The 13,154-nt window shown below is 65.8% G+C and carries 12 protein-coding genes; 1 reads left to right on the forward strand and 11 read right to left on the reverse strand.

Translation table 11 applies throughout. The features are described 5' to 3' along the window. Positions 1-119 precede the first annotated feature (119 nt). Positions 120-1,616 carry a S10 family peptidase gene (locus LB526_RS10640; protein WP_224627577.1) on the reverse strand — a complete coding sequence of 499 codons (1,497 nt, stop codon included), beginning with the start codon at positions 1,614-1,616 and terminating at the stop codon, positions 120-122. A 320-nt stretch (positions 1,617-1,936) separates the two neighbouring features. On the opposite strand from LB526_RS10640, the gene LB526_RS10645 reads away from it, so the two are divergent. Then, entirely contained in the window at positions 1,937-2,443 is a 507-nt protein-coding gene (locus LB526_RS10645) for an OsmC family protein (RefSeq protein ID WP_224627578.1), read from the forward strand. A gap of 14 nt (positions 2,444-2,457) precedes the next feature. Here LB526_RS10645 and LB526_RS10650 read toward each other — a convergent pair whose 3' ends face one another. The 10 genes from LB526_RS10650 to LB526_RS10695 all read right to left on the reverse strand — a co-directional run bounded on the left by LB526_RS10650 (position 2,458) and on the right by LB526_RS10695 (position 13,036). Beyond that, entirely contained in the window at positions 2,458-2,682 is a 225-nt protein-coding gene (locus LB526_RS10650) for a hypothetical protein (RefSeq protein WP_041008353.1), read from the reverse strand. Positions 2,683-2,816: 134 nt separating this feature from the next. Beyond that, positions 2,817-3,458 (reverse strand): hypothetical protein, encoded by a 642-nt coding sequence (locus tag LB526_RS10655; protein WP_224627579.1) that lies wholly within the window; start codon positions 3,456-3,458, stop codon positions 2,817-2,819. 76 nt (positions 3,459-3,534) lie between these two features. Further along, a complete protein-coding gene (locus tag LB526_RS10660; RefSeq protein ID WP_224627580.1) occupies positions 3,535-4,278 on the reverse strand; it encodes an SDR family NAD(P)-dependent oxidoreductase in 744 nt (247 codons plus the stop codon). A 59-nt stretch (positions 4,279-4,337) separates the two neighbouring features. Beyond that, positions 4,338-5,819 (reverse strand): amidophosphoribosyltransferase, encoded by a 1,482-nt coding sequence (purF, locus tag LB526_RS10665; protein ID WP_224627581.1) that lies wholly within the window; start codon positions 5,817-5,819, stop codon positions 4,338-4,340. Positions 5,820-5,920: 101 nt separating this feature from the next. Then, positions 5,921-6,598: a CvpA family protein gene (locus LB526_RS10670; protein WP_140636064.1), complete on the reverse strand. Its 678-nt coding sequence runs from the start codon at positions 6,596-6,598 to the stop codon at positions 5,921-5,923. Positions 6,599-6,640: 42 nt separating this feature from the next. Next, on the reverse strand, positions 6,641-8,044 hold the full coding sequence (radA, locus tag LB526_RS10675) for a DNA repair protein RadA (protein ID WP_224544085.1): 1,404 nt from the start codon (positions 8,042-8,044) through the stop codon (positions 6,641-6,643). Between the two features lie 219 nt (positions 8,045-8,263). Next, complete coding sequence (locus LB526_RS10680) at positions 8,264-9,754, reverse strand: replicative DNA helicase (RefSeq protein WP_095766996.1); 1,491 nt, start codon at positions 9,752-9,754, stop codon at positions 8,264-8,266. 636 nt (positions 9,755-10,390) lie between these two features. After that, complete coding sequence (locus LB526_RS10685; RefSeq protein WP_224627582.1) at positions 10,391-11,356, reverse strand: small ribosomal subunit Rsm22 family protein; 966 nt, start codon at positions 11,354-11,356, stop codon at positions 10,391-10,393. Position 11,357: 1 nt separating this feature from the next. Beyond that, positions 11,358-11,681: a YnfA family protein gene (locus LB526_RS10690; RefSeq protein ID WP_224605537.1), complete on the reverse strand. Its 324-nt coding sequence runs from the start codon at positions 11,679-11,681 to the stop codon at positions 11,358-11,360. 68 nt (positions 11,682-11,749) lie between these two features. Then, complete coding sequence (locus LB526_RS10695; protein WP_224544083.1) at positions 11,750-13,036, reverse strand: SAM-dependent methyltransferase; 1,287 nt, start codon at positions 13,034-13,036, stop codon at positions 11,750-11,752. Positions 13,037-13,154 lie beyond the last annotated feature (118 nt).

Here is a 13,154-nt window from a genome sequence, read left to right on the forward strand (position 1 = left end):
TGAGGCGGTTCCGCCCCGGTCGGGACCGTTGCTCCAGCTATAGGGGCGAAAGCTTGCACTGCGCTGCTCCAGCTCAGCGCTTGCGTTGGCGCAGGTCGTTTGCCGGAGGCCGGTCGGCCTTACTGCGTCGCCTGATAAAGCTCCGAGGCCGCGTCCTTCAGCGCGCGCCGTCCGTCCGGCCGCAGATACATCATATGGCCGCCCTCGACGACGTCGAGGCGGATCGGCTTGGCGTCCGATAGCGAAGGAAGCTGGTTCACCAGATAGCGCGAGGCGAGATAGGGGGTGACAAGGTCGGTATAGCCGTTGACGATGACGACACCCAGCGCCGGGTTGAGCGAGCGGGCGCGCTGCAGGTCGTTCATCACACCGGCATAGCCTTGGCCTGATGTGCCGTAATCCCAGCTGCGGCTGACCTCGCCATTGAGCAGCCGGTAGCTGACGTCGGTGCGGTAGTTGAGCTCGTCGCGGGCGTAAGCGACGAAGGCGGAGGTCAGCACCGGAACGCTGCGGTCGAGCACCGGGTCGGGGCCGGCCTCACGGGCGCTTTGCGGCGCGATGTCGGCAGTGCCGATGGTGGCGTCGTAAGGGCTCAGAACCTTGCCGGTGGCGCGCTGGAATTCCTTGGCGAAAAGCCCGATGGGGATGCGGGCGAAATTGCGCTGAACGAGCTCCAGCGGCAGGCCGGTGATCTCCGAAACGCGCCCGCTGGCGAGTTTGCCGCCTTGCTCCAGCCCGCTGTTCAGCGCCGTCAGGTAATCGCCGAGCGCATAATGCTCGACCTCGGCCAACCTGTCGCGCAACGCGTCGCCGCTCACGCCGTCGCCCTTCAGCCGCGTTGCCGCCAGCGAAGGCAGCTCCAGCGCCCAGTGCAGCTGGTCGAATTGGTCGGGCCGCACCAGCATGAATTCCAGCGCTGGCGAGATCAGCACGATGCCGCTGGGGCTGAGGCCGACATCCTCCTGCAGCGTGCGGGCAAGCAGCGCCGCGCGAAAGCCGCCATAGCTCTCGCCGGCGAGGAACAGCGGCGATCCGGTGCGGCCGTTCTGCGCCAGATAGAGGCGGATGAAGGCACCGACCGAGCTGGCGTCGGCATCGACGCTCCAGAATTCCTTCGGCTCGTGCCCAGGCGCTTCGCGGCTGTATCCGGTGCCGACCGGATCGACGAAGACGAGATCGCTCATGTCGAGCCAGCTGTCGGGATTGTCGATGAGCTTCTGCGGCGGCCGCAGGAACTCGCCGTCGGCGGCGGTCTCGACGATGCGCGGCCCGATCGCGCCGAGATGCAGGTAAGCCGACGCAGCACCGGGCCCGCCGTTGAAGACAAAGGTGATCGGCCGCTCCTTCGCCGGGGCGGGCGATTGCTGCGAGTAGGCGACATAGAAGATCTCGGCCGTCACCTCGCCCTTGCCGGATAGGAGCGACAGCGTGCCGGCCTTGGCCTGGTAATCCAGCTTGCGCCCGCCGAGCGTGATCGAATGCTCTGTCACCTGCGGTGGCGGCAACAGCGACAGCACGCCGCCGGTCGGGGCTGGACGCTCGGGTGCTTCGGCGAAGGTGGGCTGAGCGAAGGCGGCGACCGCCAGCAGGATGAGGGAGACGAGCTTGGATCGCATGTGGGCTCCGGAAATGGTCTCGGAATAGGTATGGCCTGCGCGTGTGAAGTCAAAACAACAATCGCAAACGTTGCGATCCTTCGCGCCCCCCTCTGCCCTGCCGGGCATCTCCCCCTCGAGGGGGGAGATCAGATGTCGCGTCGGCCTTCGTCATTCTCCCACGCTCGCTAATCTCCCACGCGCTGCAGAAAGGGCGCCGCCGGAGAAGCTGCCAGTCTCCCCCCAAGAGGGGGAGATGTCCGGCAGGACAGAGGGGGGCGCTGTCCCGCCGGCATATCAGTGCTATCAAGGCATCAAAGGCTGATCGGAAGGACAACACAATGGACGCAACCGCCCTCAAGGCCATGCAGGCCCCGTTGAAGGACGCCTATCGCGAAGACGCCGCGCGAGCGCTGATCACGCTGAGAGCCCGCGGCACGCTCGACGACCAGTCGATCGCCTGCAAGGTGGAGACCGGTAGGGCGCTTGCTGTCGCCGGGCTTCATCCGGCCACCGGCGGCTCGGGCCTCGAGCTGTGCTCGGGAGACATGCTGCTGGAAGCGCTGGTCGCCTGCGCCGGCGTGACGCTGAAAGCGGTGGCGACCGCCTTGGAGTTCAAGCTCGGCAACGCTACCGTCGAGGCCGAGGGCGATCTCGATTTTCGCGGCACGCTGGGCATCGCCCGCGACGCGCCGGTCGGCTTCCGCGAGATAAGACTGAAATTCGATCTCGACACCGACGAGCCGCAAGAGCGCATCGATTCGCTCATAAAACTCACCGAGCGCTACTGCGTGGTGTTCCAGACGATCAACAACAAGCCGGCGTTGAGCGTGAGCGCGCGGCGCTGAAACGACGCCTCGCGCTACTGCGCCGAGGGCGTTTCCGCATCCCCTTCATCGGTAAAGGGCGAGGCGCTTGGCACGCATTGCACGGCCCATCCCTGAGGGGTCGGCTGCTTCTGATATTCGGTGATGGCGTTGGTGCATTGTTCGCGGGTGTCGAAGGTGCTGGGCAGCACCACCATGCCGCCCTGCGGGCCGGCGATCACCAGATACCAGACCAACGCTACGCTGGGAGTAGCAGCCATGGGAATTCCTCGCTTTGAAATGTCGGAGTCGGTCCGATCCTAGCAACTCCCATGGAGCAGCGAAAGCAGCGAGGCGGCACACGCTTTCGCCGCTCCGTTCACAGACCCGTGAATAGACCGATCGGGCTTCGGGCTCACTCGACCGCGAAGCAGTAGAACAGGCCGTCGCCGCCGGTGCCCTTGAGCGCTTCCTGGCTGCAGCCGCCGCGCGAGGCATGCGAGGAATTCCACGACTTCGCCGCCGCCGAATCGTCGAGCCCCGTGCGGTCGTGATGGCCCATCATGGCGGCACCCTCGGCGCCGCTCATCGTCCAGTCGCCGCAGGTCTGGTCGGCGATCCTGGTGCCGTCGGGCTTGGAGCCGGTCAGCATGTCGTGGCGGTTGGGCGTGTCGCCGCGCCCGTTGATCATCTCGCCCTTTTCGGTCAACGCCGTCTTTTTGGTGATTCCGTTGGCGTCGCTGTGCAGCGAGGCGACATCGTCGGCGATCTTCTCGCCCTTGGCATTGAACCACGGACCCTTGCCGATGCGGTCGCGCGCGTCTTCGGTGCTGGAGGAAAGATAGGCATGCCAGGTCTTGCCGGTGACGCCGGCCGCTTCCGCGAGCGAGGCGCAGTGGGCATCGGCGCCTTTCAAGCCGCCGAGATCGGCACCCTTGCCGGAGCCGACGCTGGTGACGAAGAAGCTCATGGTCTTGTCTTGCGAGAGGGCTACGCTAGCCGATGCGGCAAGTGCCGCGACGGTGGTGGTGGCGGCAACGAGAATGGGTCTACGCATATCGGTCCTCCGGTTTCGAATGCCTTGCATTCGAAGAACGTTGCCGGAGCCCGGTTTAATCCCGTCTGAGGTTTCCTTATTCCGGCTGCCGGTAGGCGACGAAGCGGTTGTGCTTGGCCTGGAAGATCAGGCCGGTCTCCTTCAATTCCGGGCTTGCCAGGGCCACGATGCGCTTGGCGATCTCGGACGGATGCGGCAGCGTCTCCGGGTCTTCGCCGGGCATGGCCTGCGCCCGCATTGCGGTGCGGGTTGCGCCCGGATCGGCGGCGTTCACCCTCAGCGGCAGGCTCTCGGTTTCATGTGCCCAGGAACGCATCATCGTTTCGACCGCCGCTTTCGAGGCCGCGTAGGGCGCCCAGAAGGCGCGCGCCGAATGCGCCGCATTGGACGACAGGATGATGGCGCGGCCGGCGTCGGAGAGCCTGAGCAGCGGATCGACCGAGCGGATCAGCCGCCAGGTCGCCGTCACATTGATGGTCATCACCTTCTCGAAGGTCTTGGCCTCGACATGGCCGATCGGCGAGATGACGCCGAGCACGCCGGCATTGGCGACCAGGATATCGAGCTTGCCCCAGCGCTCATGGATCGCGCCGCCCAGCCGGTCGATGCCGGCCATGTCGGCAAGATCGAGCGGCACCAGCGTCGCCTGGCCGCGGCCGTCGGCCTTGATCTGGTCGTCCAGCTCTTCCAGCCCGCCGACCGTGCGCGCCACCGCGATCACATGCGCGCCGGCTGCCGCCAGCTCCCTGGCGATGAAATAGCCGATGCCGCGCGAGGCGCCGGTTACGACCGCCACGCGGCCAGTAAGGTCGAGGGTCATGTGAGAGATTCCATAAGGCGCGAGACAGCTCGGCGAATGCAATTGATAGTCCGGGCGGCCTAGGCCCCGCCGCTTGCCAGCAGCGACAGCGTGCGCACATTGTCGTGGCCTTCGAAGTCAAGCAGGCGGGTGGGGTACTGTCCCGTGAAGCAGGCGTCGCAGAATTGCGGCTGGTCGTTGTCGCGGCCGGCCTCGCCGACGGCGCGGTAGAGCCCGTCGATCGACAGGAAGCCGAGCGAATCGACGCGGATGAACTCCGCCATCTCCTCGACCGACATGCGCGACGCAAGCAGCTTCGACTTCTCCGGCGTGTCGACGCCGTAGAAGCAGGACGCGCTGGTCGGCGGCGAGGCGATGCGCATATGCACTTCCCTGGCGCCGGCGTCGCGCACCATCTGCACGATCTTCTGGCTGGTGATGCCGCGCACGATCGAATCGTCGACCAGCACCACGCGCTTGCCCTCGATCATGCGGCGGTTGGCGTTGTGCTTGAGCTTAACGCCCATGTGGCGGATGGAATCGCCTGGCTGGATGAAGGTGCGGCCGACATAATGATTGCGAATGATGCCGAGCTCGAAGGGAATGCCGGCGGCCTGGGAGAAGCCGATCGCGGCCGGCGTGCCGGAATCCGGCACCGGCACGACGATGTCGGCCTCGACCGGGCTTTCCTGCGCGAGTTCCGCGCCGATGCGCTTCCTCACATCATAGACGTTGCGGCCTTCGACCGAGGAATCCGGCCGCGCGAAATAGACATATTCGAAGATGCAGAAGCGCGTCTTCTGCGGCTCGAACGGGAAGATGCTTTCGATGCCCTTCGCGGTGACCACCACCATCTCGCCGGGCTTGATGTCGCGCACGAAGCGGGCGCCGATAATGTCGAGCGCGCAGGTTTCGGAAGCGAGGATCCAGGCGCCGTCGAGGTCGCCAAGCACCAGCGGGCGGATGCCGAGCGGATCGCGGCAGCCGATCATCTTCTTGGCAGTCATCGCCACCAGCGAGAAGGCGCCTTCGACCTGGCGGATCGCATCGATGAAACGCGAATTCAAATCGCGCTCCTTGCTGGTCGCGACCAGATGCAGCAGCGTCTCTGTGTCGGAGGTCGAGGAGAAGATCGAGCCCTGCTTCTGCAGCGCGCGCTGCACGGTGAGCGCGTTGGTGAGGTTGCCGTTGTGGGCCACGGCAAGACCGCCTTCCGCGAGCTCGGCGAAGAAGGGCTGGATGTTGCGCAGCCCGGCGCCGCCGGTGGTGGCGTAGCGCGTGTGGCCGATCGCGCGGTTGCCTTGCAGGCTGTCGATGACGCGCTGTTTGGTGAAGGTATCGCCGATCAGGCCGACATGGCGTTCGACGTGGAACTGGGTGCCGTCATAGGAGACGATGCCGGCCGCTTCCTGGCCACGATGCTGCAGGGCATGAAGGCCGAGTGTGACGATGGCCGCCGCGTCCTGCCGGCCGAAGATGCCGAACACGCCGCATTCGTCATGAAAATGATCGTCGGCCTCGGCGGAAAGGACCTTGCCTTCATCTGCCGTTGAGTCTGCCATCTGGTGCTCAAGCTCCGCTAAAGCCGCCATATAAGGCGATCTCTCGCCGAACGCAACGCACGCTTTTTTGCATTCACAACCGGCGCCAAGCCGGCCCGCAATCAGTTTGCCGGCGCTGGAGCCGGGGCGGGCGCTGGCGTGGCCGGCGCCGGCTCGTTGTCGGCAGGCGCCTCGCCTTCGCTGTCGTCAGGCGCCGGCGCGTTGTCGTCGCCTGCTGGCGGCTCGGCCGCGGGCTGGTCGGTCGTGGCCGGCGCGCCGGCCTGCGGCGTGCCCTTATGGGTGTATTTGTTGACCAGTTCCTCGGTGTTTTCCGGCAGCACGCTTTCGAGCTTGGCGCCGATCGTCTCCAGCAGCGGCCGCGACTTGGCGTTGGCGATCCAGGCAGGCGCCTTGGCGCCGGCCAGCCAGTTGAAGAACAGCAGCGCCACCGCGACCACCAGGATGCCGCGCGCCGCGCCATACAGAAAGCCGAGCGTGCGGTCGAGCGCGCCGATGCGCGAATCGATGATCCAGTCGGCGAGCTTCATGGTGATGACGGAGACGACGATCAGCGCGATGAGGAAGACGATGCCCGCCGAAGCCGCCATCGCGATCTTGTCGTTGTCGACATAGGGCTGAACATAGGGCAGGACCGGCTTGTAGAAGAAGAAAGCCGCCGCCGCCGCCGCCGCCCAGGAAACCACCGAGAGCACTTCGCGGGAGAAGCCGCGCACCATGGCGAGCATTGCTGAGACCAGGGTGAAGCCGACGAGGATTCCGTCTAGCAGCGTAATCGGCATGGTTCTCGCCCCACTTCCTGTCTTACGGCCCGACGAGCCGCATCACTCCCCGTCGTCGGCACGACCGCGCCGCGTGCCGGCTATGCGCGCCACAAGGTCGGCAAGCTCGGTGGGCTGGAAAGCGCCGGCCCCGATCCCCCCGGCGAGTTCCTCGCTGCCGAGCGGCAGCACCGCGCTTCCAAAACCCAGCTTTTCGGCTTCCTTGAGGCGCTGCTGCGCATGCGCAACCGGCCTCACGGCGCCCGATAGGCTGATTTCGCCGAAATAGACGCAATCGGCGGGAAGGGCAAGACCGGTGAGTGACGAAACCAGCGCCGCGGCGACCGCGAGATCGGCCGCCGGCTCCGAGATCCGATAGCCGCCGGCGACGTTGAGATAGACGTCGTGCTGGCCAAAGCGGACGCCGCAATGCGCCTCCAGCACGGCGAGCACCATCGACAGCCGCGCGCCGTCCCAGCCGACGACGGCGCGGCGCGGCGTGCCGAGCGAGGAGGGTGCGACAAGCGCCTGGATCTCGACCAGCACCGGCCTCGTGCCTTCCATGCCTGCGAAAACCGCGGCGCCCGGGGACTTTGCGTGGCGCTCGCCGAGGAAAAGCTCGGATGGATTGGAAACCTCGCGCAGCCCCTTGTCCGACATTTCGAACACGCCGATCTCGTCGGTCGGCCCAAAGCGGTTCTTCACCGTGCGCAGGATGCGGAAGTGGTGATTGCCTTCGCCCTCGAAATAGAGCACGCCGTCGACCATGTGCTCGACGACGCGAGGGCCGGCGATCTGGCCTTCCTTGGTGACATGGCCGACGAGCACGATCGCCGCGCCTGTGGATTTCGCGTAGCGGATCATCGCCTGGGCGGCGGCGCGCACCTGGGTGACGGTGCCCGGTGCCGAATCGGCAAGGTCCGTCCACAGCGTCTGAATGGAATCGAGGATGACGAGGTCCGGCCGCTTGCCGTCGGCGATGGTCGCCAGGATGTCCTCGACATTGGTTTCGGCTGCAAGCTCGACCGGCGTCGAGGCGACGCCGAGGCGTTGTGCCCGCAGCCGGATCTGCGCCACCGCTTCCTCGCCCGAGACATAGACGATGCGGTGGCCTTTCGAGGCGAGCGCGGCGGCTGCCTGCGTCAAGAGCGTCGACTTGCCGATGCCGGGATCGCCGCCGACCAGAAGGGCCGAGCCGCGCACGAAGCCGCCGCCGGTGGCGCGGTCGAGCTCGCCGATGCCCGACACGATGCGCGGCGCGTCCTCGATGTCGCCCGACAGGCTGGTCAGCACCACGGCACGCCCTTTGCGGGCGTTGCGCGCGTTGGCCGGCCCCGAGCCGATGCCGCCGGACGTGCCTTCCTCGACCAGCGTGTTCCACTCGCCGCAGGCATCGCATTTGCCGGCCCAGCGCTGATGCACCGAGCCGCAATTCTGGCAGATGAACTGAACGCGCGATTTGGCCATTAGGGACGGCCCAACATTGGATAGGCCGGCGGGACAGCGCCCCCCTCTGTCCTGCCGGACATCTCCCCCTCTAGGGGGGAGATCGGCAGTTTCGCCGACGGCGCCCATCTTGCAACGTCGGCGATTGGCGAAAGCCGATGCGACATCCAATCTCCCCCCTTGAGGGGGAGATGTCCGGCAGGACAGAGAGGGGGGTGACGGAGTGAGACCTGTCTCAACTCACTCGAACCTCTCCGGCAGATGATGCTCTTCCGCCAGATCCGAGAACCGCGTGAATTCACCGTGGAAGGCCAGGCTGACGGTACCGGTCGGTCCGTGGCGCTGCTTGGCGATGATGCACTCGGCCTTGCCGCGCGCCTCGTTCATCTCGTTTTCCCACTTGATGTATTCCTCGGTGCCGAGCTTCGGCTCGCGGTTCTTGAGGTAATATTCCTCGCGATAGACGAACAGGACCACGTCGGCGTCCTGCTCGATGGAGCCGGATTCGCGCAGGTCCGAGAGCTGCGGGCGCTTGTCGTCGCGGCTTTCGACCTGACGCGACAGCTGCGACAGCGCGATGATCGGCACGCCGAGCTCCTTGGCCAGAGCCTTCAGGCCCGTGGTGATCTCGGTGATTTCCTGCACGCGGTTCTGCGAGGCGCGCGCGGAGGAGCCCTGCATCAGCTGGATATAGTCGATGACGATGAGGTCGAGGCCGCGCTGGCGCTTAAGACGCCGCGCGCGGGCGGAAAGCTGCGCGATCGAGATACCGCCGGTCTGGTCGATGAACAGCGGGATCTTCTGCATCGTCTGGGAGCAGGCGACCAGTTTTTCGAAATCCATCTCGGTGATCTCGCCGCGGCGGATCTTCGAGGACGAGATCTCGGTCTGCTCGGAGATGATGCGGGTGGCCAGCTGCTCCGACGACATTTCGAGCGAGAAGAAGCCGACGACGCCGCCATTGGCGGCCTTGAAGCTGCCATCGGCCTGCTGCGCCGGAACGTAAGCCTCGGCAATGTTGAAGGCGATGTTGGTGGCCAACGAGGTCTTGCCCATGCCCGGACGTCCGGCGAGCACGATTAGGTCGGAGGGCTGCAGGCCGCCCATGCGGCGATCGAGGTCGCGCAAGCCGGTGGCGATGCCCGACAGGTGGCCGTCACGCATATAGGCGGCGTTGGCCATGTCGACCGCGGTCTTGACCGCATCGTTGAAGCTCTCGAAGCCGCCGTCATAGCGGCCGGTTTCGGCAAGCTCGAACAGCCGCCGCTCGGCGTCCTCGATCTGGTCGGAGGGCGACATATCGACCGGCGCGTCATAGGCGATGTTGACCATGTCCTCGCCGACGGTGATCAGCGCGCGGCGCGTCGCAAGGTCGTAGATGGCGCGGCCATAGTCGGTGGCGTTGACGACGGTGACGGCCTCGACGGCGAGGCGCACGACATATTGCGCCACCGTCATGTCGCCCACCTTCTCGTCGGCCGGCAGGAAGGTCTTGAGCGTGATCGGCGTCGCGATCTTGCCCATGCGGATGAGCTCGGCCGCGATCTCGAAGATGCGGCGGTGCAGCGGCTCGTAGAAATGCGCCGGCTTCAAGAAATCGGAGACACGATAGAAGGCGTCGTTGTTGACGAGGATGGCGCCGAGCAGCGCCTGCTCGGCCTCGATGTTGTTCGGTGCCTCGCGATAGAGCGGCGTTTCCGCCGCGCCGAATTTCAGTGCCGCCTCTGCCATGATATCCCCGGTTTCGATCCCGCTGTCCTCGATATCAGAACGGGAAGATTCGATGCTGACTTTTCTGCAACACCCTCGGTCCAACCAGCTTGACGCCCCAATGTTCACAGGATCGGCAAACCATCCACAGGACAGTATTCCGGGGGCCTGATTCCAGTTGACTCGGCAAGCGGCGATTCTTAGTTGCAATTATGGAACGAAGCAAGAACATTTTGGGCGACCGATTGTCGTCCGACGCTCGCTCACAACCGACCAGCCGCATCCGCTCGCGCAAAGAATCGCGGACGTCCTCGGCTGATCGCCAAAGTAGCGAGTTGCTTCTTTTGGGCGTTCACCTTTGAGATTAGCCGAAACGTTGGTGAAGTCGTCATCCACGGGCGGAGCAAGGAGCGAAGCGACGCGCGCAGACCCGAGGATCCATTCCGTGACCTGTGGGCGTCGCGGCGAGCCGGAACGAGCTCCGTTCTGCGCCGCCTTCATTCTTCGCGCAACGTCACGGAATGGATCCTCGGGTCTGCGCGCCGCTTCGCGTCGCTCCGCCCGTGGATGACGAAGTTCGCGCGCCTCGGCTGATCTCCAAAGTAGCGACGGGCATCGACGATACGTCTTCTCCCGATTTCATCGGCCTACGCTCCCTCAGTCCAGCGTGTCGCCCCAGTCAGCCCGCCGCGCCGCCTTGAAGACATCGCCGTCGCGCTTGCTGAACAGGCGCTCGCCGGCGCTGCCGTCCGGTTGGCAGAGTTTCAGCACCACCTTGCCGGAGCCCCCCTTTGGCGGCGCGATCACCCGCGCCGAATGCGCCGGCGCCGGCTGCCGGGAGGCGGCGAGGTAGATGAACTTCTCGTCCTCCCATGGCACCTCGGCCTCCTTGACCAGGCGATGCAGGCGCGAACGGGCGACGCGGCGCGCGAAATGGCACCAGTCGGGCGGAGCAAGCGGGCATGGCGCCGCGTGTGGGCAGGGTGCCGAAACATGCGCGCCGGCCGCAATCAGTTGGCGGCGCGCGGCAAGGATGCGCTGCCAGCCGGCGGGCGTGCCGGGCTCGACGATGAGCAATGTGTCGACCGTGAGCCGCCAGAGGCGGTCGATGAGGCTCGGCAGGGATAAAGGCACGATCTCGTCCAGCACATAGGCGGCGCTGACGAGGTCGGCGGGCATGATGCCGTCGAGATCGATGGTCGCGTCGCCGGCGATCCAGTCGGCGCGGGCCGTGATCGCGCCTTCCGCGAGCGCCTGGCCGACCCTGCGCACGGCAGCGCTTGCCTCGACCAGCACCGCCCGTTCCAGCTCAGGCCAGGCGTCAGTCGTGGCCCAAAGCATGGTGCCAGGTCCGGCGCCGACATCGAGCAGGCTCGCCGGCCGGAAGTCGGGGCGAACCTCGATCAAGGCATCGAGGCTGGCGCGCACGGCGGCATAGGTGGCGGGCAGCCGCGTCGCCAGATAGGCCTTGATGGCCATGTCTTCGCCCATATGCAGGCGGCCGTCGCGCAGCTCGGCGCGGTAGCGCTCCGAGAGCGTCCGCGCCGCCTGCTTCAGCGCCGAAAGCGGCACCTTCTCCAAGAGGCTGTCGACGCCTTGCCGGAGCGGGGCGGGCAGTTCCATCTCAGGCTCCCCTTGGAGCGAGCAGGATGACCGAGGCGCCGACGATGCAGAGCGCAGCGCCGGCCAGATCCCAGCGGTCGGGACGCACGCCCTCGACCAGCCACAGCCAGCCGAGCGAGGCGGCGATGTAGATGCCGCCATAAGCGGCGTAGGCGCGGCCCGCCGCATCCGTGCCGACCAGCGACAGCAGCGACGCGAACAGCGCCAGCGAAATGAGGCCGGGGAGAAGCCAGAGCGCCGACTTCTCCAGCCGCCACCACGCCCAGAAAGAAAAGCAGCCGGCGATCTCGGCTAGAGCGGCTGCGGTGTAGATGAGGTAGGTCATGAAAAAAGGTCTCGCGAACGAGACCTTTTTCGTGGCGTCAGGCCGCAATGGCAAGCGGCATTGCGCGGCTACCCCACCTTCTTGCGGCGGGTCGGCTTGGAGGGCGCCGGCGCCGCCGGCTCCTGGTGGCCGATATCGCGCAGCTCCAGCGCCTTCTCGCATTTGGCCATGTAGTCGCGCGTCATCGGCAGCGTGTCGTTCTTTTTGGCGATCTGGAACTGGAAGATCACCAGGTCCTGCCAGCGGAAGGCGGCCTCGGAAGCGGCGAGATAGAACTCCCACATGCGGCAGAAGCGCTCGTCATAGATCGCTTTCGCTTTGTCGCGGTTGGCGGCGAAGCGCGCGCCCCAATGCTTGAGCGTGTCGGCGTAATGCAGCCGCAGGATTTCGATATCGGTGACGACGAGGCCCGACTTCTCGATCGCCGGCATCACTTCCGACATCGCCGGGATGTAGCCGCCCGGGAAAATGTATTTGCGGACGAAGGCGCTGGTCGCCCACGGCACGCCGGAACGGCCGATTGTATGGAGCAGCATCACGCCGTCGGGCTTGAGCAGCGTCGCGGCCTTGTCGAAGAAGGTGCGGTAGTGATTGACGCCGACATGCTCGAACATGCCGACCGAGACGATGCGGTCGAAACGTTCGTTGATGTGGCGATAATCCTTGAGTTCGAAATGCACGCGGTCCTGCAGGCCCTGCGCATGCGCTCGATCGGTGGCGACGCCATGCTGTTCGGTGGAGAGGGTGACGCCCTGCACGTCGACGTCGAAGACCTTGGCGAGATAGAGGCCCAGCCCGCCCCAGCCGGAGCCGATGTCGAGCACCGTCTGGCCGGCCTTGAGCCGCAGCTTGGCGGCGATGTGGCGCTTCTTGGCAAGCTGCGCCTCGTCGAGCGTCATGTCGGGCTGCTCGAAATAGGCGCAGGAATACTGCATGTCCTCGTCGAGGAAGAGCTTGTAGAGCTCGCCCGAGAGATCGTAGTGGCGTTCGACGTTGCGGCGCGAGCGCGCGGCGGTGTTGATCTGCTGCAGCCGGCGGAAGGCGTGGCGCAGCCCCTCGATCGCCTTCGACCAGGTCACGTCGATGCCGCTCGATCCCATGTTCTGGAACGCGATGCGCATCAGGCCGAGAACGCCGCCCTCGATCACGTCGAGCTCACCGTCCATATAGGCTTCGGGCACCGCCAGCATCGGATCGAAGGTGATGGCGCGCTCGGCATGCGTGGTCTTGATGTGGATATGCACCGGCTCGCCGCTGCCGTCGCCGAACTTGTGCGTCGCGCCCTTCGGTCCGGTCACCTTGAGGTCGCCGGCGCGCACCAGGCGTTCGAGAACGTGTTTCAACAGGATATTCATGACCAAATGTCCCCTCAGTCGGATCACCCGGTAATCGGACTGGAATGCCAGATCGAAAATGCCACGGCGCCTCGCCCGCGTCCAATCGACGCGCCACGCTGTAATGTGCACAAGATAT

This window comes from Mesorhizobium sp. CA6, from assembly GCF_020165035.1.
Classification (GTDB): domain Bacteria; phylum Pseudomonadota; class Alphaproteobacteria; order Rhizobiales; family Rhizobiaceae; genus Mesorhizobium.